The organism is Stenotrophomonas sp. GW821-FHT01H02A (genome assembly GCF_059422145.1).
In genome coordinates, this window is record NZ_JBWKWI010000010.1 from 127,123 (window position 1) to 145,816 (window position 18,694).

General features: G+C 66.8%; 30 protein-coding genes and 1 tRNA gene. 10 read left to right on the forward strand and 21 right to left on the reverse strand.

Annotated features, from left to right (window positions below; genetic code table 11):
* Window positions 1-38 precede the first annotated feature (38 nt).
* Together AC07WC_RS15430 and AC07WC_RS15435 are read right to left on the reverse strand one after the other, a co-directional pair.
* Entirely contained in the window at window positions 39-746 is a 708-nt protein-coding gene (locus tag AC07WC_RS15430; protein ID WP_019183922.1) for a fumarylacetoacetate hydrolase family protein, read from the reverse strand.
* Between the two features lie 109 nt (window positions 747-855).
* Window positions 856-1,131 carry a hypothetical protein gene (locus AC07WC_RS15435; RefSeq protein WP_019183923.1) on the reverse strand — a complete coding sequence of 92 codons (276 nt, stop codon included), beginning with the start codon at window positions 1,129-1,131 and terminating at the stop codon, window positions 856-858.
* Window positions 1,132-1,308: 177 nt separating this feature from the next.
* Between AC07WC_RS15435 and AC07WC_RS15440 the strand changes: the two genes are divergently transcribed.
* Window positions 1,309-1,656 (forward strand): Rieske (2Fe-2S) protein, encoded by a 348-nt coding sequence (locus AC07WC_RS15440; RefSeq protein WP_495210777.1) that lies wholly within the window; start codon window positions 1,309-1,311, stop codon window positions 1,654-1,656.
* Between the two features lie 55 nt (window positions 1,657-1,711).
* Here AC07WC_RS15440 and AC07WC_RS15445 read toward each other — a convergent pair whose 3' ends face one another.
* The 4 genes from AC07WC_RS15445 to thiS are packed head-to-tail and all read right to left on the reverse strand — an operon-like array spanning window position 1,712 to window position 5,351.
* The gene (locus AC07WC_RS15445) at window positions 1,712-3,559 is read right to left on the reverse strand and encodes an SLC13 family permease (RefSeq protein ID WP_019183925.1); all 1,848 of its coding nucleotides are present in this window, start codon (window positions 3,557-3,559) and stop codon (window positions 1,712-1,714) included.
* Between the two features lie 24 nt (window positions 3,560-3,583).
* Complete coding sequence (gene trmB / locus AC07WC_RS15450) at window positions 3,584-4,318, reverse strand: tRNA (guanosine(46)-N7)-methyltransferase TrmB (RefSeq protein WP_495210778.1); 735 nt, start codon at window positions 4,316-4,318, stop codon at window positions 3,584-3,586.
* Window positions 4,318-5,112 (reverse strand): thiazole synthase, encoded by a 795-nt coding sequence (locus AC07WC_RS15455; protein ID WP_495210779.1) that lies wholly within the window; start codon window positions 5,110-5,112, stop codon window positions 4,318-4,320. The genes trmB and AC07WC_RS15455 overlap by 1 nt, the downstream gene beginning before the upstream one ends.
* A gap of 38 nt (window positions 5,113-5,150) precedes the next feature.
* Window positions 5,151-5,351 carry a sulfur carrier protein ThiS gene (gene thiS, locus AC07WC_RS15460; RefSeq protein ID WP_495210780.1) on the reverse strand — a complete coding sequence of 67 codons (201 nt, stop codon included), beginning with the start codon at window positions 5,349-5,351 and terminating at the stop codon, window positions 5,151-5,153.
* A gap of 204 nt (window positions 5,352-5,555) precedes the next feature.
* On the opposite strand from thiS, the gene AC07WC_RS15465 reads away from it, so the two are divergent.
* A complete protein-coding gene (locus tag AC07WC_RS15465; protein WP_495210781.1) occupies window positions 5,556-7,385 on the forward strand; it encodes an autotransporter outer membrane beta-barrel domain-containing protein in 1,830 nt (609 codons plus the stop codon).
* Between the two features lie 125 nt (window positions 7,386-7,510).
* A tRNA-Gly gene (locus tag AC07WC_RS15470) sits at window positions 7,511-7,584 on the forward strand.
* Between the two features lie 59 nt (window positions 7,585-7,643).
* Here the strand turns inward: AC07WC_RS15470 and AC07WC_RS15475 are convergent.
* The 15 genes from AC07WC_RS15475 to AC07WC_RS15545 all read right to left on the reverse strand — a co-directional run bounded on the left by AC07WC_RS15475 (window position 7,644) and on the right by AC07WC_RS15545 (window position 13,927).
* Window positions 7,644-8,684: a tyrosine-type recombinase/integrase gene (locus AC07WC_RS15475; protein WP_465163829.1), complete on the reverse strand. Its 1,041-nt coding sequence runs from the start codon at window positions 8,682-8,684 to the stop codon at window positions 7,644-7,646.
* Window positions 8,685-8,882 (reverse strand): DUF4224 domain-containing protein, encoded by a 198-nt coding sequence (locus AC07WC_RS15480; protein WP_346492260.1) that lies wholly within the window; start codon window positions 8,880-8,882, stop codon window positions 8,685-8,687.
* Window position 8,883: 1 nt separating this feature from the next.
* Entirely contained in the window at window positions 8,884-9,171 is a 288-nt protein-coding gene (locus tag AC07WC_RS15485) for a hypothetical protein (RefSeq protein WP_495210782.1), read from the reverse strand.
* Complete coding sequence (locus tag AC07WC_RS15490) at window positions 9,168-9,356, reverse strand: hypothetical protein (RefSeq protein ID WP_495210783.1); 189 nt, start codon at window positions 9,354-9,356, stop codon at window positions 9,168-9,170. Before AC07WC_RS15490 ends, AC07WC_RS15485 begins: the two co-directional genes overlap by 4 nt.
* Window positions 9,349-9,993, reverse strand: coding sequence for an ASCH domain-containing protein (locus AC07WC_RS15495; protein WP_495210784.1), 645 nt, complete (start codon window positions 9,991-9,993; stop codon window positions 9,349-9,351). The genes AC07WC_RS15490 and AC07WC_RS15495 overlap by 8 nt, the downstream gene beginning before the upstream one ends.
* Before the next feature lie 123 nt (window positions 9,994-10,116).
* A complete protein-coding gene (locus AC07WC_RS15500) occupies window positions 10,117-11,280 on the reverse strand; it encodes a hypothetical protein (protein ID WP_495210785.1) in 1,164 nt (387 codons plus the stop codon).
* Entirely contained in the window at window positions 11,277-11,816 is a 540-nt protein-coding gene (locus AC07WC_RS15505) for a hypothetical protein (RefSeq protein ID WP_495210786.1), read from the reverse strand. The genes AC07WC_RS15500 and AC07WC_RS15505 overlap by 4 nt, the downstream gene beginning before the upstream one ends.
* The gene (locus AC07WC_RS15510; RefSeq protein ID WP_474756410.1) at window positions 11,809-11,991 is read right to left on the reverse strand and encodes a hypothetical protein; all 183 of its coding nucleotides are present in this window, start codon (window positions 11,989-11,991) and stop codon (window positions 11,809-11,811) included. The genes AC07WC_RS15505 and AC07WC_RS15510 overlap by 8 nt, the downstream gene beginning before the upstream one ends.
* The gene (locus tag AC07WC_RS15515; protein WP_495210787.1) at window positions 11,979-12,113 is read right to left on the reverse strand and encodes a hypothetical protein; all 135 of its coding nucleotides are present in this window, start codon (window positions 12,111-12,113) and stop codon (window positions 11,979-11,981) included. The genes AC07WC_RS15510 and AC07WC_RS15515 overlap by 13 nt, the downstream gene beginning before the upstream one ends.
* Entirely contained in the window at window positions 12,110-12,346 is a 237-nt protein-coding gene (locus tag AC07WC_RS15520; RefSeq protein ID WP_495210788.1) for a hypothetical protein, read from the reverse strand. The genes AC07WC_RS15515 and AC07WC_RS15520 overlap by 4 nt, the downstream gene beginning before the upstream one ends.
* Complete coding sequence (locus tag AC07WC_RS15525) at window positions 12,343-12,519, reverse strand: hypothetical protein (protein ID WP_495210789.1); 177 nt, start codon at window positions 12,517-12,519, stop codon at window positions 12,343-12,345. Before AC07WC_RS15525 ends, AC07WC_RS15520 begins: the two co-directional genes overlap by 4 nt.
* Entirely contained in the window at window positions 12,516-12,689 is a 174-nt protein-coding gene (locus AC07WC_RS15530; RefSeq protein WP_495210790.1) for a hypothetical protein, read from the reverse strand. Before AC07WC_RS15530 ends, AC07WC_RS15525 begins: the two co-directional genes overlap by 4 nt.
* Window positions 12,686-13,099 (reverse strand): hypothetical protein, encoded by a 414-nt coding sequence (locus AC07WC_RS15535; protein ID WP_495210791.1) that lies wholly within the window; start codon window positions 13,097-13,099, stop codon window positions 12,686-12,688. Before AC07WC_RS15535 ends, AC07WC_RS15530 begins: the two co-directional genes overlap by 4 nt.
* Window positions 13,096-13,347 carry a hypothetical protein gene (locus AC07WC_RS15540; RefSeq protein ID WP_495210792.1) on the reverse strand — a complete coding sequence of 84 codons (252 nt, stop codon included), beginning with the start codon at window positions 13,345-13,347 and terminating at the stop codon, window positions 13,096-13,098. Before AC07WC_RS15540 ends, AC07WC_RS15535 begins: the two co-directional genes overlap by 4 nt.
* A gap of 181 nt (window positions 13,348-13,528) precedes the next feature.
* Window positions 13,529-13,927: a hypothetical protein gene (locus AC07WC_RS15545; RefSeq protein WP_495210793.1), complete on the reverse strand. Its 399-nt coding sequence runs from the start codon at window positions 13,925-13,927 to the stop codon at window positions 13,529-13,531.
* A gap of 495 nt (window positions 13,928-14,422) precedes the next feature.
* On the opposite strand from AC07WC_RS15545, the gene AC07WC_RS15550 reads away from it, so the two are divergent.
* The 7 genes from AC07WC_RS15550 to AC07WC_RS15580 all read left to right on the forward strand — a co-directional run bounded on the left by AC07WC_RS15550 (window position 14,423) and on the right by AC07WC_RS15580 (window position 18,567).
* Entirely contained in the window at window positions 14,423-14,923 is a 501-nt protein-coding gene (locus AC07WC_RS15550) for a hypothetical protein (protein WP_495210794.1), read from the forward strand.
* Window positions 14,924-15,032: 109 nt separating this feature from the next.
* Entirely contained in the window at window positions 15,033-15,575 is a 543-nt protein-coding gene (locus AC07WC_RS15555; RefSeq protein ID WP_495210795.1) for a phage regulatory CII family protein, read from the forward strand.
* Window positions 15,572-15,883 carry a winged helix-turn-helix domain-containing protein gene (locus tag AC07WC_RS15560; protein WP_495210796.1) on the forward strand — a complete coding sequence of 104 codons (312 nt, stop codon included), beginning with the start codon at window positions 15,572-15,574 and terminating at the stop codon, window positions 15,881-15,883. Before AC07WC_RS15555 ends, AC07WC_RS15560 begins: the two co-directional genes overlap by 4 nt.
* A gap of 3 nt (window positions 15,884-15,886) precedes the next feature.
* Window positions 15,887-16,774 carry a helix-turn-helix domain-containing protein gene (locus tag AC07WC_RS15565; RefSeq protein ID WP_495210797.1) on the forward strand — a complete coding sequence of 296 codons (888 nt, stop codon included), beginning with the start codon at window positions 15,887-15,889 and terminating at the stop codon, window positions 16,772-16,774.
* Window positions 16,764-17,417 (forward strand): hypothetical protein, encoded by a 654-nt coding sequence (locus AC07WC_RS15570; protein ID WP_495210798.1) that lies wholly within the window; start codon window positions 16,764-16,766, stop codon window positions 17,415-17,417. Before AC07WC_RS15565 ends, AC07WC_RS15570 begins: the two co-directional genes overlap by 11 nt.
* The gene (locus AC07WC_RS15575) at window positions 17,417-17,665 is read left to right on the forward strand and encodes a hypothetical protein (protein WP_495210799.1); all 249 of its coding nucleotides are present in this window, start codon (window positions 17,417-17,419) and stop codon (window positions 17,663-17,665) included. Before AC07WC_RS15570 ends, AC07WC_RS15575 begins: the two co-directional genes overlap by 1 nt.
* Complete coding sequence (locus tag AC07WC_RS15580; protein ID WP_495210800.1) at window positions 17,662-18,567, forward strand: hypothetical protein; 906 nt, start codon at window positions 17,662-17,664, stop codon at window positions 18,565-18,567. The genes AC07WC_RS15575 and AC07WC_RS15580 overlap by 4 nt, the downstream gene beginning before the upstream one ends.
* Window positions 18,568-18,694: the final 127 nt, after the last annotated feature.

Consider the following 18,694-nt stretch of genomic DNA (forward strand, 5'->3'; position numbering starts at 1 on the left):
GGGAAATCAAATGACGCCGCAGCGTAACGCAGCTTTCGTCATCCGGCGATGATGCCGTGGCGCTCGGCCACGTTTTCCAGGCGTGCGCTGAAACGGTCGCCCGGCTTCAATGCGGCCACGCCGGAGGGCGTCCCCATGAACACCAGATCGCCCGCGCGCAGCGCCCACAGCTTGGAGAGCTCGTGCAGGATCTCCGGCACGTTCCAGATCATCTGGTCCAGCAGCGACTGCTGGCGAACTTCGCCGTTGATCTCCAGCGACAGGTTGAGGGCGGCCAGATCGCCCACTTCGCCGGCCGGCACCAGTTCGCTGACCGGGGCGGACTGATCGAAGCCCTTGGCCGGGTCCCAGGGATGGCCCTTGGCCTTGGCCTGCGCCTGCAGATCGCGGCGGGTCAGGTCCAGGCCGACGCCGTAACCGAACACCAGCGCTTCGGCCTGGTCGACCGGCAGTTCACCGGCGGGTGCGTCCTTGCCGATCGCCACCACCAGCTCCACCTCGTGGTGCAGGTCCTGGGTGGCAAGCGGGTAGGGGATCACATCGTCATGCCCGACCACGATCGCATCGGCCGGCTTGCTGAAGAACATCGGGCGGCCACGATCGTCGGCGGCAGGTACGGCCGCGCCCATTTCGCGCGCGTGATCGGCGAAGTTGCGGCCCACGCAGTAGATGCGGCGCACCGGGAAGGTACCGCCACCGGCGACCGGAATGCGGGGCTGTTCGGGCGTGGGGATTACATCGGTCATGCGCGCGTCCTGTGGAGAGGTTTCGCCGCAGTCTAGAGCGTTTTCCCGCGCCCACAAACAGAAACGGCCGCGCAGGGGCGCGGCCGTCATCGGGAGGGAAGCGCGTCGATCAACGCGACATCGGCAACGCCTGCTTGCGGACCACCCGGTATTCACCGTCCACGACCTGCGACGGAGCGGTGCGCGCATTCTTGCGCTGGGCGAGCAGCTTCCATGCCAGGCCGGCGATGATCATCGCCGCGCCCACGAACACACCAACGAACACCAGCGCGGCCAGGATCGCCAGGCCCAACAGGCCGACCGCGACGCGCACCAGCGGGTGGCGCGGCTTGCGCGGCGCGAACAGGGTGCGGAACTGGTTGAACTGGAAGATGCGGCTGTACATGGCACTCTTTTGGCTGAGGTCAGCAGTGGACGAGTATCCGCGCTGGCTTTTGTCATTGAGTGAAAAAGTCGTTAAACGTACCGCGCGTTCATTGCAAATCAATGACTTGTATTCATCCGGGAGCCAGTGACATGAGCGCGTGAGACACTGTGCTTCCGTTGCCTGTTGCTGGATGCCATGTCCCCGCCCGAGACCACCGCCATCGCCCTCATCGCCCTGGATGCCATTGCCGACGGGGGATTCGCCGACGTCGATGCCAGCATCGAGGGCGACAGCGAATCGGTGGTGCTGTACCGCGACGGTGAGCAGGTGCGTGGGTGGCTGAACATCTGCCCGCACGCGGGGCGCCGGTTGGACTGGGCGCCGGGTCAATTCCTGAAAAGCAAGGACGGTCACCTGGTCTGCGCCGCACATGGCGCCTCGTTCTCGCTGGACAACGGCGACTGCGTGGCCGGGCCGTGCCGGGGTGATCGCCTGCGCACGGTGCCGGTGCTGGTCCGCGATGGGCAGGTCTGGCTGGGATGACAACGAACGGCCGGCCACCCACCATCTGGTGGTGCCGGCCGCTGGCCGGCACCACCTAGAACATCAGGTTGATCATCAGCACCACCACCACCGTATAGATCAACGACAGTGGGGCGCCGACGCGCCAGAGCTCGCGCGGGGTGTAATTGGCCGGGCCGGTGATCATCGAAATCACCGGGTTGGACGCGGTCATCAGATTGTTCGAGGCCGACAGCGCCACGATCAGCGCGAACGCGGTCGGGCTGCCGCCTGCCGCCAGCGCCAGGTTCACCGCGATCGGCACCATCACGATCGTCGCGCCCACATGGCTGATCACCAGTGAGAACATCGTGGTCAACAACGCCAGCGCGATCTCCAGCACCCACACCGGGATGCCGGTCGGCAGCCGGTCGATGGTGTGGCCGGCGATCCATGCCGCCGCGCCACTGCTGTCCATCGCCCAGCCGAGCGGAATGAGCCCGGCCATCATGAACACCGTTTTCCAGTTGATCGAGGCATAGGCCTCGTCCATGCGCAGCACGCCGGTCAGCAGCATGCCGGCCACGCCGGTCATCAGGGTCAGCGCCACCGGCAGCTTGGAGGTCAGCGCGATCAGGATGGTGATGGCGAAGATGCTCATCGCGATCTTGAACTTGTGCGGCCGCTGCTCACCCTTGGGATAATCGGTCACCACCACGAAATCGCGGCTCTTGGCCGCCTGCGCCAGGTCGGTCCAGATGCTGTGGAAGACCAGCATGTCGCCGGCGCGCAGTGCCACGTTGCGCACGTCTTCGCGGATCACCTGCTTGTCGCGGTTGATCGCCAGCAGGCTGATGCCGCGCTGCTTGCGCAGGCGCAGGTCCGAGGCGCTCTTGCCGATCACATCGGAGGTCGGCGGCACCACCGCTTCGGAAATGCCGGCGCGGCTCGGGTTGAACAGATCGCCCAGGTGCTTCAGCCGCGAGGACATCCGCAGGAACTGGTTCTGCGCGAAATCGCTGACCTGCTGGCGCGCGCCCATCACGCCGAGCACGCTGCCCACCCAGATCCGCATCTCCGCCGGCGGCGCCAGACGGGTGTCGTTGCCGGTCTTGAGCGCCAGCAGCAGCGGCGCATCGTGCACGTTCTCCGCCTCGCCCAGGGTCATGCCGACCAGCGGACTCTCGGCGGTGACCACCAGCTCGAACACATCGCCTTCGATGCCGTAGGTCTTGGCGAAGTAACTCTCGGTCCGCGACGGGGTGACGCCATCGTTGGCCAGCGTTTCTTCCTCGACCAGCTTGCGGTCGCCGAAGTAGCGGAAGTACAGCAGCGAGGCGATCAGCAGCGCCACGCCGATCGGCAACGGCGCGAACATGCGCAGCGGCTCGATGGTGGCCAGGCCGGAGGGGAGGTTGTTGTTGGCCGAAGCCAGCAGATCGTTGAGCAGGATCAGCGGCGAGTTGCCGACCATGGTCAGCGCGCCCCCCATCACGATGGCCGCGGCAATCGGCAGCAGCAGCCGTTGCAGGGTCAGCCCGGTGCGCGCGGCCAGGCGCGAGGCGACCGGCAGGTACAGCGCCATCACTGAAGGATTCTGCATGAACGAGGAGTTCAAGCCGGCGATCGCCGTCGTCATCATCAGCAGGCGCGTCTCCACGCCATGCCCGCGCCGCAGCAGCCACGCCGCCAACCGGTTCAATGCCCCGGTGCGGTCCAGGCCCGCACCGAGGATGGTGGTGGCGATGATGCTCATCACCGCGTTACCGGAGAAGCCACCGAAGATCTCTTCCGGTGCGATCAGCCCGGTGACGCCGAGCACCACCAGCACCACCAGCGCCACCACGTCGGCGCGGATGCGCTCGAACAGGAACATCGCCATCGTGAAGCCGACCAGCCCGAGGACGAGCTTCATGTCGGTAGTCAGCGTCAGCGCGGTATCCATGGGGTGGCGCGGTTCCTTGTCGGATCAGGTGCGGTCGTACAGCAGGTCCCACACCCCATGGCCGAGCTTCTGGCCACGGGTTTCGAAATGGGTCTGCGGGCGCCATTCCGGCCGCTCCACCTGCCCACGCGGACCGGCGCGGTTGCTCAGCCCGGCGGTGGCGTCGAGCACGTCCCACATCTGCTCGGCGTAGTCTTCCCAGTCCGTGGCGCAGTGCAGGCGGGCACCGACGCGCAGCTTGCGCACCAGCAGCTCGGCAAAGCCGGGCTGGATCAGGCGGCGCTTGTTGTGGCGCTTCTTGTGCCACGGGTCCGGGAAATAGATGCGCACTTCATCCAGCGCGCCATCGGCGATTTCCTTCTCCAGCACCTCCACGGCATCGTGGTGGTACAGGCGGACATGATCGGCATTGTCGTCGGCCAGGGCGTTGAGCAGGCGGCCGACCCCGGGGGCGTGGACTTCCAGGCCGATGTAGTCGCGGCTCGGGTCCTGCTGCGCGGCGAAGCGCAGCGCGGCACCGTTGCCGAACCCGATCTCCAGCACCTTGTGCGCATCGCGCCCGAAGGTGGCCTCCAGATCGCGCGGCTCGCCGGTGAAGTCCAGCCCGAAGCGCGGCCAGCGGTCGTCGAAGGCGCGCTGCTGGGCGGGGGTGAAGCGGCCCTGGCGCAGCACGAAACTGCGGACCTCGCGGCGGCCTTCGGTGATGGTGAAGGGCTTGGGCGGCGCCTTGGCGCCAGCGCTGTCGAAAGGATTGGTCATCAGCCGATCAACCCGTCGATCGGCGAGGAAGCACTGGCGTAACGCTTGCGCGGAATGCGGCCGGCCAGGAAGGCCTCGCGGCCCGCTTCCACGGCCTTGCGCATCGCGCTGGCCATCAGGATCGGATTGCGCGCGCCGGCAATGGCGGTGTTCATCAACACGCCATCGCAGCCCAGCTCCATCGCGATCGCCGCATCGGAGGCCGTGCCCACGCCGGCATCGACGATGATCGGTACCTTGGCATCTTCGATGATCTGCAGCAGGTTGTACTTGTTCTGGATGCCCAGCCCCGAGCCGATCGGTGCGGCCAGCGGCATCACCGCAGCGCAGCCGATCTCTTCCAGGCGCTTGGCCAGGATCGGATCATCGGAGGTATAGGCCATCACCTCGAAGCCATCCTTGACCAGCTGCTCGGCCGCCTTGAGGGTCTGCACCACATCCGGGTACAGGCTCTTCTGGTCGCCCAGCACTTCCAGCTTGGTCAGGTTGTGGCCGTCCAGCAGCTCGCGGGCCAGCCGGCAGGTGCGCACGGCGTCCTCGGCGGTGTAGCAGCCCGCGGTGTTGGGCAGGATGGTGTAGCGGTCCGGCGGCAGCACGTCGAGCAGGTTCGGCTCGCCCGGGTTCTGCCCGATGTTGGTGCGGCGGATCGCCACGGTGACGATCCGGGCGCCCGCGGCCTCGGTGGCCAGGCGGGTTTCTTCCAGATCCTTGAACTTGCCGGTGCCGGTGAGCAGGCGGGAAGCATAGGTCTTGCCGGCGATCACCAGCGAATCAGTGGGGACAGGTGCGTTCATGCCCCGAATTATCGCCTATCGCGCGTCACGATGCTGCCTCACCCACCGCCGAGCGCATGCACGATCTCGACCACGTCGCCGTCATGCAGGCCGTGGCTGGCGTGCTGGCTGCGGGTCACGATCTCGCCGTTGACCTCGACCGCCACGCGGCGCTCCAGCAGCTGTTCGCTGAGCAGCAGGTCGTGGACGGTGGCGGTGTGCGGAAGCTGGCGGTTCTCGCCGTTGAGCTGGATGTTCATCACCGTATTGTCCCCCAATCCCTCCGCAGTGCGTACCCTGTGCGCCGCGCGGCAGAGGTGCCGCGAGCGCCAGGCCAACGATGGCCGGCGGCGGAGCTGCGGCGTTCATGCCGCAGCGCAGCGTGATGCCGGCGGGGTGCAGTGGAAACATGGCACCGTGCGCCGGCGTACGTCCGCCGTTTTCCCCACCCTCAAGGAGTTTCCATGTTGCTCAGCAAACGTCCGATCCGTTCCCTCATCGCCGTGGCCATCGCCCTGGCGGCGGTGCCGGCCATGGCGCAGTCGCCGTACACCAGGACCGTCTTCATCGGTGACAGCCTGACCGACGCCGGCTATTTCCGCCCGCTGCTGCCGGCCTCCGTGCAGCCGGTGACCGGCCAGTTCACCACCAACCCGGGCTGGACCTGGGCCCAGCACGTGGCCGACTACTACGGCACCAACGGCGCTGCCCACGGCAACGGCCAGAACGGTGACAACTACGCCATCGGCGGCGCCCGTGTCGGCGTGGACACCAGCCAGGTGCTGGCCGCGGGCACCCCGGCGGTACCGGTGTACTCGCTCAAGACGCAGACCGCCCAGTACCTGGCGGCCAACGGCGGCAAGGCCGACCCGAACGCGCTGTACACCGTGTGGGGCGGTGCCAATGACCTGTTCGCGATCCAGGCCGGCGCGCCGCTGGTCTCGACCCTGACCAATGCCGTCACCGACCAGGTCGGCATCGTCGGCACGCTGAAAGCAGCGGGCGCCGAGTACATCGTAGTGCCGACCATTCCGGACGTCGGCCTGACCCCGGGCGCCCGCGCGGGTGGCCCGGCCGGCATGGCCGCCGGCACCGCGCTGGCCAAGGCCTACAACGACGCCCTGTTCGGTGGCCTGAAGGCCGCGGGCCTGCAGGTGATTCCGGTGGATACCTTCCACATCCTGCAGGAAATCGTCGCCAACCCGGGCCAGTACGGCTTCGTCAACGTGACCAGCCCGGCCTGCACCACGGCCTCCTCGCTGACCTGCAACCCGACCAGCTATGCCACCCCGGACGCGGCCAACAGCTATGTGTTCGCCGATGGCGTGCACCCGACCACCGCCACCCACGAGATGCTGGGCGAATACACCCTGTCGATCCTGGAAGCCCCGCGCAACCAGCAGATCCTGACCCATTCGGCGCAGACCATCGGCCGTTCGCGCGCTGACCAGGTCAGCTGGCACGTCGACGGCCGTCCGGCCGACGGCCTGAGCTGGTGGGGCAACCTGCGCGGCGACATGCAGCGCTATGCGCACGCCGACCTGTACGACGGCATGGCCCCGGCCGGCCTGTTCGGTGTCGATTGGGCGCGTGATGGCATGGTGGTCGGCGGCTTCGCCGGCTACGGCCGCATGGATGCCGATTTCGGCAACAACAAGGGCGATTTCACCCAGTCCGACACCACGCTGGGCCTGTTCGCCGGCTGGTATGGCGAGCGTGCCTGGGTCAACGGCCAGCTCAGCTACAGCTGGCTGGACTACGACGTGACCCGCAAGCTGCAGCTCGGCCCGGCCACCCGCATCCACAAGGGCTCGCCGGAAGGCAGCAACCTGACCGCCGCGTTGAACGCCGGCTACGAGTTCGGCACCGAGGGCGGCTTCCGCCACGGTCCGGTCGCCGCCGTGATCTGGCAGAAGGTCAAGCTGGACGGCTACACCGAGTCCAACCTGAGCGCCTCGGCGCTGGGCTATGGCGATCAGGATACGGATTCCACCGTCGGCCGCGTCGGCTGGCAGGCCCGCTTCGATGGCGGCAACGTCAAGCCGTACGTGCAGGTCACCTATGACCACGAGTTCGAGGACAGCAAGCAGGCCAGCGCCTGGCTGCAGACCATGCCGGACGTGGGCATGTACAAGGTGCCGGGCCTGGAGTTCGACAAGAACTACGCCACCGCCGTCCTCGGTGCGCGCCTGAACCTGTGGGGCCTGAGCAGCAACATCGGCATGAGCACCACCACGATGCAGAAGCGTGCGCGTGACGTGTCGCTGTTCGCCAGCTTCGGCGGCAGCTTCTGATCCCGGCGTGCGCCGCGCCCGTCCGCGGGCGCCGCGCACGGCAGTGCGAAGCAGGAACCAACGGGCGGCCCAGTGCCGCCCGTTGCGTTCGAGGGCCTCGCCCGAATAGACTTACGCCGCGCCTTGCGGGTGTAGCTCAATGGTAGAGCTGTAGCTTCCCAAGCTACTGACGAGGGTTCGATTCCCTTCACCCGCTCCATATCCCCCAATGCCTGCGGGGATTTGAGCCGCTCCGCAATATCCCAGCCGCTCCGCAATTCAGCGAGTCGGCGTAGCTTTAGAGCCCCTTTTCTTTCGCACGTAGATCTCGGTCGTAGTGACCGATGAATGCCCCAGCTGGGCCTGCGCTTCGCGAATGTCATTGGCCGAATCGGCCTTGTCCGTTCCTGCCTTCGCGCGCAGGTCCCGGAACTGAAACTCCCCCTTTGCAATTCCGGCGTCGTCGCGCGCCTTGTCAAACCGGTAGCGCAGTGCTGCCCGGCCGAGTGCCAGCCCGCTGTCATCCACGATCAACCGGGTGCTGTATGGCTTGGATCTTCCGTCGGGTAGCTTCTCGCTCTTCCGCTTCGCGATCCGCTCCAGCAACGCCGCGAGCTCACCCGTGATCTCCATGATCACCTTGTTGGTGGACTTGGCCTGCGTGATTGCCAGGCCGCGAGGCGTGATCTGGCGCATGTCCATGGACCAGACGTCGCCGACGCGCTGGCCGGTGAGGTAGGCAAGATCCATGGCATCCCGCAGTGATGCGTCGGCGTGGCGGTAGACCGCCTGGAACACCTCGTCCTCCACGTACACGCCGCGGCCAGATTCCTTGTTCCGCCGGATGCCCTCACAGGGATTGGGGAGGTCGGTGACACCCTTGCCGCGCGCCCAGTTCCACATGTGCGAGAACAGGGACACCTCCCGATTCGCGATCACCTTGGAAGGGCGCCAGTCCAGGTACTGCCGGATGTTGATGGGCCGGATTGCCTCGAACGGCGCCGGCGGCGCGTCGAAGAAGCTCAGCAGTGCAGTGATGCAGCGGTTGTTGAGGCGCTGGGTCGTCACTGCCTTCGTCGGCACGACCTCGGCCTGGTATCGCTGGGCCACGTGGCGGAAGGTGACGACCGCGGCGGCCGGGATCGTGTTGGCATGTTCGAACTCCGCCCACTTCTTGATGGCCACGCCATAGTCGCTGCCCAGCGGCGTCTCCTTTCGGGGCTTCCCGCCGTGATCGTAGTAGTAGTGCACCACGCCGGACTTCTGCCGACGTGCGCGGAACCGGGGGATAGCCCCCGGCTTGCTTGGTTTCCTTCCCATTTATGCAACCTTGCTCGGGGTCCATGTCAGCGCCTGCTTGGCGCTCGCGCTCGTTCCTTCAACGCTGGAGCGCAGCACGACAGGCCAGTCGTGCGCGTCCAGGTAGTGCTTGATCCCGTTCTTGCGAAGAAAGGCAGCTTGGCGCGCGCGCTGTGGCGTGCGGCACAGGGTGACGATCTCGTCGCGCGATAGGAACATGTCAGCCACTGGCCACCCGTCCTTCGCCCGGCATCAGCAGGCGCATCTGGATTACGTTGTCGGCAACGGCCGGCTCGGTCGTCCGGCGAATACGGGCGGGGCGGTTTACCCGCCTCCATTCCGCGATCGCGGCGTCCGGCTCGGCATGCTTCCGGGTATGCCGGCACCGGCACTCGACGAAGTGGCCGCCGCCGGCGGCGAGGCCGCGCAGGTCGTGGATGTGGCGCGCGCTGTGGCCGGCGGCGCAGTCCGGCAGCGGCTCGGGGTGGCTGATGTGTCGCTGGGTCATGCGAACAGCTCCGGTTGAATGGGGAACGCCGGCGGCGCCGGGCGGGGAAGGGTGGCGGCGCGGCGGCGAGCCGACTGGGCCATGCGGAACATGCACCAGAAGCCGTGGCCTGCCTGCCGCCTGGCGCGCGCCTCGCCGATCAGCACGCGCGCTGTGTGCTTGGCCTGGGTGATGGGATCAGCCACCGGCCGCCTCCAGGCGCTTGAACTCGATGACCCACACCCAGGGGTTTGCTTCCCAAGATGGCTCGCCGTAGACCTGCGCCCACAGCTGGTGGAATGCCCACTCGGGGTGGTCGCACGGTCCGGGCAGCCAGCTGCCGCTCTCCAACTGGGAGAGGCCTTCTGCCACGGCGTCCGCTTCCGTGATCGCCTGCAGCCGCTCAACGCGGATGGCGGTGATCTCCAGTACCAGGCGGCAGGCCTCGCGCGGCATGTGGATGCTGGGCCGCCACTTGATCCCGTAGTCTTTTCGGGCGTAATCGCCAGGCGAGCCCGGCAGCGTGTCCGCCGAATAGGCGTAACGCTGGATTGGGCCATCGATGTTGGGTCGATGCTCGATACCGGTGCCGCGCAGGTCGGTGAAGCTTTCCCGCACCCACAGCCGGTCGCCGGGCTGGCCGAAAGGGCAGAAGTGCGCGGTCGTCGGGCCGTGCGCGTGCCGCAGCGACGACCGCCAGCCTTGCGCGGAAGGGTTCGGAAAAGTGGCCTGCGCAATGTCGTCGGCCGGCTGGGGGCTCAACACCCGCCGGGTCTGCGTCTTCGGGCCGGCCAGGATGGCGCGCACCATGGCGCCGTTGAAGAGGATCGGTCGCTCGCGCATTACACGTCCTCCCGCAGCCTAGTGCGCAGGTTACGCGGCGGCTTGACGGTGGCCAGGGAGCCCGGAACGGTATTGGGGCAGGCCGCGCGGGCGCGTTGAAGGTCGAGGGCGCGCTGTTCGATCTCAGCCATTGCCCACCCCCGGCTCTGCATCGCGCTGGCTGTCGATCAGCGGCAGCCAGCCAACCGGCGTGCCCGTGCCCTCGGTGAAGTGGTCGTGCGTCCAGCACCAGCCTGCGAACCGCCAGCCGATCCTTGCGCCTTCACTCACGTTATCGTCGTTGCATGCGCCGATGGTCCAGGTCGCGCTGATGCTGTCATCGATGGCGTTTTCATCGAAGTCCACCAGCAGGCGCACAAGCGTGCCGTCGCGCGGCGCGGTGTCCATCGGACGCGCCCCCCGGTCGATGCCCTGCTCAGGCGATACGCCGTGCTTCTGGGAGAACTCCGTGATGCGCTCAGACAGCCGACGCTGCGCGTAGTCGTCGCCCGGATGGCGGGCAAGGTAGTCGGCTGCATCGCCAATTCCCTGTAGGCCCGCGATGCGCTGATACGGGTGATCGGCCTGCGCCCCCGGCTGGCGGGCGGCGAGGGCGGCAATTGCTGCATCGAGTGCTGCGGTGCGCTGTTTCCCATCAACATGGTATCCGGCACGTAGCAAGTCCAGATTCTTTGCATGCTCCAGCCCATCCCCCTGCACCTCGCCAACCTGCTGCTTGCCAGTTGCGGCGAGGGCGACCGGCTCCGGTCGCAGCGCCATTGGTCGGACGAACCACGCATAGGGGCCATCTTCGGTGTCACCCTTCCATGCCAGGCGCCACTCACCCTCAGCCGGCGCTACCGGGGTCCATGCGCGCATTTCCGCCCAGTACAGTTCGTCTCCCTCCTCCAGAGCCGCCTCGGTGAACTCGCCGGCAACGATCTGGAAGTCAAAGCCCTGAGCGTGAACCAACTTGTCCAGCGCATCTTCGCGATCATCAGGCCAGCTCGGGATATCCGGGTGGGCGATGTCGCCATACTCCGTGGGAGCAGGCAGGCGCGTCGACTGGTAGAGACCGCGCCATGGGTCGGTAACGTCAACGGACGCATCCCCCAGCACCCCGCCAACTTGCTGCATGGCAGTTGCGGCGAGGTGCTGGGCGAGCGCGCATGCGAAGTCGGCAGCCAGTTCAGTCGCGATATAGGTCGCGAAGTCGTGTCGACCGATCTCGCGGGCGAAGAAGTGAGCGATGTAGCAGCGGGCGCCATCGCTGGTGCTGATCGCCGTGTTGTTCTTGTCGGTCGTCATGGCAGGCTTCCTTTCTCGTGGTCTCTGATGCGGTCAATGAGGTAGGTGGCTTCCCTTCGCCATTTATCGCGGTCGAAAGGGCCGAGGTGCTTGGCGAGGTAGTGGAGCTTTTCGAGCGGTTCGATCAGCCAGGTGATGCGGAAGGGCATGGCAGAGCGGTGATCGCGGAGCGGGGCATGCGGTCGGCAGTCCGGTCCTGCGAGCCATTCGACTTCGTCGCAGTCCAGGCATCGCCCGTCACCATTGCTTCCGGGCGGCCACCGGTGGTCCTGCATTCCGACCGGCGGGTGGAGGTAGAGCGCGCGGATGGTCAGATTCCGGCGGCGCGGGTTGGCCACGTCCTCGAGCCTGGCCTCTGCCCAAGGCTCTCTGCTGCCGGGCAGTCGGCATTCGTATCGGACAGGCTTCTGCGTCCCATAGAGCTGCTCCATGAAGACCTTTGCCCAAGCGGCGGCAACCTCGGCGGGCACCGGATCGCCGGCGGCGCCAGCGCGGCGCATGGCGCGCACGGTAGAGGCCACGGTCGGATCAGCCATCGCGGCCGCGCCTCCACGCATCGGGCACCTGGGTGGCGCAGAGCAGTGCGCCCATGAGCAGGTAGACGCCGGTGTCTTCGATGCCAGCCCAGGCCATGGCGAAGGCGACGGCCGCGAGCAGTGCGCCGAGCAGCACCAGGCCGCCGGCACGCCAGTGGCGAATCAGCCCGCGCATCGGATCTGCTCCATCAAGGCGGCGAAGTGCTCTTCCTCCCGGCGCTGCAGCCAGGAGGCCGCCACGATTGCGCCGGCGGCGAAGCCAACGATCAGGCCGAAGGCGAAGTCGATCCCGCTCATGCGGCCCCCGGCGTGTGGTTGCGAGCGGCGCGAGACAGGTCGCGGGTCATGTCGGAGACGGCGCGGGCAGCGCTCTTGTGGCCGTCCAGCACCTCACGGCGGGCGAGGGCAGCGGCACGGGCGATGTGGTGCGGGCGATAGCCCATGCGGCGGGCAGCGATCGCCACGGCCAGGCCGGCGCCGTTGGCGCGCTGTGCGGTGTTGGTGGGGAACTGGAGGATGACGGCGCTCATTCTTGCTCCTGGGCGGACTGGGTCACGCGGATGTTGGTAATGGCCCCGGAGGCGTCGATGTCCGCCTCTACGGAGGCGTCCGGGCCGGTTGCGAGGTCGATGCCGCACCAGACCGGCCGGGCGATGGGCGGCAGGCCGCGCTTCATGGCGGCGATGAAATCCTGGTCCGTCATGCCTGCGCTTCCCAACGGGCGGCCTTCATGCGCTGAAGGGCTTCTTCCAGCTGGGCCATTTCGGGATGCTCGGGCTCGCCCTCGGCGGCGCGCGCGTCATCGATCAGCCTCTCCAGGCCATGGATGGCGTGTGCCATGTCGCGGCGGGTCAGGTGGTTGAGAGCGCTCATGCGGCACCGCCTTCGCGGATCTGGTCGCCCACCCACTTCCTCATGCGTACCCATCGCGCCTCAGGAGTCTCCTTCTCCCAGCGCCACTCGCCGTCGTTCTCGAAGGCGATCTCGGCAGCCAATGCCTCGGCTACGCCGAACTTCTGGCTTACGGCCTCACGGTCGGACGGATCAAGGCCGCTCATGTCGACGCCGCGCTTTGCGCCGATGACGCCCAACGTGCAGTAGCAGCCGCTGTTGTCCTGCAGCTCGTCAGCGATCAGCCTTTTTTCCGGCATAGCGTCCAGCGCTTCACGGAGTTCGATCAGGAACTGCTGGCCGCGCTTGCCGCGAATGGCCGAGGCGACTGCCCCACGCCAGCGGATAAGGGACCAGTTCTCGCAGTCGTCGCTGTATCCGCTCCTGCTCATGCCTGCACCTCGACCAGGTCGGCGTTGCCGCGGGAGATCTCGATGCGGCCGGCGGGCACCATCCCGCGCCGGGGATTGGCCGTGCGGCGCACCTGGAGGCAGGCGCGGGACAGGTCCTGGCAGAGCTGGGCGACCTCGTCGGGTGCGAGGCTGACGGTGGCTTCGCCAACCTTGATGACGATGCTGCCGGTGTTGGGGCGCGCTTCCACGACGGGGATGGCGCGCGCGCTGACGGTGATGGAAGCCATGGAAGTCTCCGTGCCCCGGCCCGGATGGGCTGTTACTGGGGCGACGGGGCAACATTACCGAAATGGTTATGAGTGGTCAATACCAAAACGGTAATTAGATCCGCCGGCGACACGGGCAGCCGGGCGCGAGGCAACAAAAAACCCCGCCGGAGCGGGGTTCAGAGGCTACTACGACTGGCTTTTAGCCATAGCGCGTGCGGAGTAGGCCGGCGTCTTCAAAGGTCACTCCATCGCGGATGCAGTCCAACGCACGCTCTAGATCGCGGTGCAAATCGACCAGGGAATCGTCGCTGAGGTCTTCGATGCCGGTGACGCCAAAGCACGCTTGATCGATAAGCAACTGGATCGCCGGCCCCCAGTGTCTCCGGTAGTGCCGAATCATTCGGCAGTGGGAATCCCTGGTGATGCTGTCCATACCGCGCTGCTTTGCGGCTGGAACAAGTTTGAGGCGCGGTGGGGTGTGAGCCTGCCCGGCGCCCCCGTCCATCGCTTTAGCCAGTCGCTGCGCCAGTTCCTGTAGCTGGTCCTCTCTTAACGCCATCCTTACCCCCGTTTCGCTCCAACCGATCGACAAATGCACGCATGAAATCCAATACGTTGCTGTCGTCGAGCGACCTGGCTTCCGCTGCCACCGTTTCGTACGCGGTGGCTAGAGCTTCGGCATCAATGTTCGGGACTGGACCTCCGCCCCGGATCTCCGACACCAACTGCAGCAAACGTATTGCGGAGCGAAGGGTAGAGACATCAAGTCCCAGTGCGTGAGATTCGCCGGAAGGACGATCAAGGGTGCCAGCTGCAATCCCCATTGCGGCTTCAAGATCGCGCGCAAGGCGGTGCCCGATTCCTTTCGGATTCGTCTCCGAAATCCACTGGCTCACTTGCGGCTGCTGCCACCGAGTGCCGCCGAATTGGCGAGCCCACTCTGCCGGGCCGCCAGCGTCAGCGACACGGGCGCGCATGTTGATAGTTCTCAGGGTGCTGGCATCCATGGCGGTAATGGTCCTCCCCATTACCATTTCAGGAAATGACCGAAACGGTATTGCAACCACATAACCAAAACGGTAATGTGTGCCGCATGAACCTGACCGACTACGCCATTTCGAAGGGGGGCACCGGCAAGCTGGGCTGCCCAGTTCTGGCCTGCACTGCGCTCGCAGCCCAGTGCAGCGCAGCGACGCTCTACATGATCGCCAGGGGGCATAAGACAGTGAGCGCGCGCCTCGCCGTGCGGATCGCTGGCGCCACGGCCAACGAGGTGGAGCCGCGGGATCTCAGGCCGGATGTGTTCGGCGCCGCCGATGCTGTCGCTGAGGCAGCTCGGGCCGACACGGTTGCGCTCGCCCCAATTACAAAACGCGCGCTGCGCTCGCGGCTGTGTCTCAGCAGCGATGGGCATCTGGCCAAACTGTTGAAGCTGTCGGCGGCTGAGGTTGAAGCCTGGCCAGACGATGACCCCATTCCGGCCTTGCCGCAGGTGCTGCAGCTGCTCGGTGTGCAGGAACAGCCGCCGCCGGCCGCTTCGGCGCCGGACGACCCGGACGCCGACCGTATCGACCTCGGCATCCACGCCGCCTGATTGGCCGTCCTTGGCCATCGTCCCTGAATTGAATTCGTCCATGACGCCGATCGTGCGCCATGACGGGCCAGCTCGAAACCTTGAAACACCCGTCATCCCAAGGTGAACCATGACCTGCCGTACTTCCTCGATTAACTGGCTCGACTGCCTCTACAACGCCGTGCGCAAGACGCCGGGCGGTGTGATCGAGGCTGCCAAATGGCTGACCGACCGCCGCGGCAAGTCCATGCACCCGGAGACGTTGCGTTCGAAGCTCAACGGCACCGAGGGTGAGTCGGTGACGATCGAGATTGCTGAGCTGCTGACCGAGTGGATGCAGGAGAAGGCCGGCGGCAGCGAGTACGCCCTGGAATGGATGCAGGCGCTGGCCGGCCGGTTCGGCATGGCCGTGGACGTTGTGCCGCCGGCGCCGGAGGGCGGCTGGGCCGACGAGATCGGTGCTGTGCAGCTGAAGTTGCTGGAGATCACCACCCGGATGGGGCGCCTGTCCGGAACCACCTTGGACGCGATTGCTGACCGGCACATCGACAGCGACGAAGCGGCACTGATGGTGAGCGAGGCCCGCGCGCTGCGGACCATGGCGCACCGCTTGGAGCGGAACGTGGCGCGTGCCGCGGCGAAGGGCAAGCAACCCACGAGGGCGACCCGATGAACCATCTGGCGCGATCCACCGATATCAGCACCAGCCATGAGGCCGCCGTGCACGTGGTGTCCAGCGGCCTGCAGGCCGCCCAGCAGGACCGCGCTGCCAGCGCGATCAAGGCGCATCCGGGCCTGACCAGCATGGAACTGGCCAAGGCCACCGGCCACGACCGCTACATGCTCGCGCGCCGCCTGCCGGAGCTGCTGGAAGACGGCCGCGCATGGCGTGGCCCGAAGAAGCCGTGCGCCGTCAGCGGCCGCAGCGCATGCACTTGGTGGCCAGTGGCCCCCGGCGACAACTTCACCTTGGCGGTCTGAACCATGTCCACGATCATCATGAGCCAGTGCTGGCCGCTGCAGAGCCTGAGCGTCACCCAGAAGGCTGTACTGATCTCCCTGGCCGATCAGGCCAACGACGACGGCGTGTGCTGGCCGGCCGTGGGCACCATCGCCAAGCGCTGCTGCATGTCGGCGCGGGCTGTTCGCGATGCAATGGATCATCTTGAGATGGTGGGCCTGCTGTCACGTGAGCGCCGCTTCAACAGCAGCAACGTCTATGCGGTCACTCCGGCGAAGTTCGATGCGTCCGCTGCTCCTTCGAAGAGCAAGCGAAAGGCCGGAAAAGCGGGGGATGCACCGGGCGCAGGGGCTGCGCCCCATGCAGGGGGTGCGCCCGCTGCATCCGGGGATGCGCCCGGTGCAGGGGGTGAGGCAGGGGGCGCAGGTCTGGAGGTGCGCCCCCTGCCGCCTAACCGTCATATAACCCCCATTGAACCGTCAGAAGAACCGCCAGTTCCGGCGCTGGCCGCGCCGCTGTCGAAAGCGGCCCTCGAAGCGCAGATGCAGGAAGCCTGCAAGCAGACGTGGGGTGCCTACCGCACGGCCTACCGCCTGCGGCACGGCGTGGACCCGGTGCGCAACGCCAAGGTGAACACCAACGTGCGGGACCTGGTGAAGCGGCTGGGCAGGGAGGAGGCGCCGCAGGTGGCCGCCTGGTTCCTGGGCGTCAACGAGCAGTACGCCGTGAAGCGGATGCACGACCTGGGTGTGCTGCTGGCCGGGGCCGAGGCATACCGGACGCAGTGGGCCACTGGCCGGCAGGTCACGACGACCAGCGCGCAGCAAGTCGACCAGACCCAATCGAACCTGAGCGCCGCCGATGAAGCGATCGAGCTACTGCGCAGCCGGAGGCCGACCAATGCTGTCTGACCGCGAGCAGGAAGACCTGGTCAAGGGCCTGATGGCCACGGCCGAGGTGATCGGTGACCAGCTGCGCCCGACCGCAGCGGCATACATGGTGCAGGACCTGTCCTGCTACTCGATGGTGGTGCTGGAGCGCGCGCTGGCCGGGTGTCGCCGGGAGCTGAAGGGGCGCCTTTCCTTGGCCGCAGTGTTGGAGCGGATCGACGACGGCCATCCGGCGCCGAACGAGGCGTGGGCGCTGGCCATCCAGGCAGCGGACGAGCGCAACACCGTCGTGTGGACCACGCTAACCCAGCAGGCATGGAACACGGCGCTGCCGCTGGTCCAGGTCGGCGACAAGATCGCCGCCCGGCCGGCCTTTTTGGAGACGTACACCCGGCTGTTGAAGGAAGCGCGCGCTGCACGCCGTCCGGCCAGCTACACCCTGTCGCTGGGCTTCGACCTCGCCAGCCGCAACGCCGTGCTCATGGATGCGCTGAGCAAGGGGCTGCTGGCGCACGAGGATGTGAGCGACTACCTGCAGCTGACCGCGGCGACGCCGGCGTTCAATCCGGTGGCCCTGTTGGCTGGGAAGGTCGAGGTCGCCCCCGGCGCCAACGCGAAGGTCTTGGCGCGTCTGGAGGAACTGGCAAGGGAGCTGGCCGCCTGATGCGCTCGGACAACAACCAGCTGGACATATTCGATCACGATCCGCGCCTGGCCGGTAAGAAGCTGGCAAAGCTCTATCGCGAGTCGGCCGACGAAGCGCTCAAGCAATACCAGTTCAGTGCCTCGGTGAGGCAGGACCGGCACGACCACTACATCGCGGAGGCGGAGCGGCTTGAAGCCATCGCCCGCAACGCTCAACGCGCGGCCCGCCGCCGCACCCGAAAATCCAAAGGAGCAACAACCCGATGAAACCACTGGTCATCTACCACGCCAACTGCGCCGACGGGTTCACCGCGGCATGGGCCGTCCGTCAGGCCATGGACTGCGACTTCTACCCTGGGGTGTATGGCGACCCGCCGCCGCCGAATTCGACTGGCAGGGACGTGATCCTGGTGGACTTCTGCTATGCGCCGGATGTGATGCGTCTCCTGCAGAAACTGGCGGCGTCGATCCTGGTGCTCGATCACCACAAGAGCGCCGAGGCATACCTGCAGCCCGAGCATCAGCATATCGTGCGGATCGATCAATCCGCCCACAGCTTCAACTGGGACAAGGTGCTGGCGTACGCCAGGGCAGACAAGGGCTGGATACCGCACACGGTGATCTACGCGCTTTTCGATCAGAATCGCAGCGGCGCTGGGATCGCGTGGGACTTCTTCCATCCCGGCAAGTCCAGGCCGCTGTTCCTGGACCACGTGGAAGACCGTGACCTGTGGCGGTTCGCGCTGCAGCACACGCGCGAGATATGCGCGGCGGTGCACAGCCATCCGTACACGTTCGAAGCCTGGGACGCGCTGGCGGCCGAGCCGACGTTCTCGCTCTACCAGCAGGGCTTGGTGCTCGAGCGGGCGCGGGCGAAGGACATCGCCGAGCAGCTCGCGCAGTGCCGCCGGGAGCTGGTGATCGGCAACTACCGCGTGCCGGTCGCGAGCATTCCTCGCTGCCTCGTCAGCGACGCCGCGGGACAGATGGCGAAGGGGAGTGCCTTCGCGGCCTGCTACCAGGACACGAGCGCCGGCCGGAAGTTCGACCTGCGCTCGACCCCCGACGGCGTGGACGTGAGCGAGGTGGCCGCGCTGTACGGCGGCGGCGGGCATGCGCGCGCTGCAGGGTTCACGGTCCCGCGCGACCACGAACTGGCGAGGGCGTGATGGGCAAGCTCTGGCAAGAGACGCTCTGGGACGCCGCCGGTTACCTGTTCCTTGTCTGCCTCATGGGGGCTCCGGCGTGGGTTGGCCTTATCGGCGGCTTGCTGGTCGTCCTGATGCGGAGGGCGCT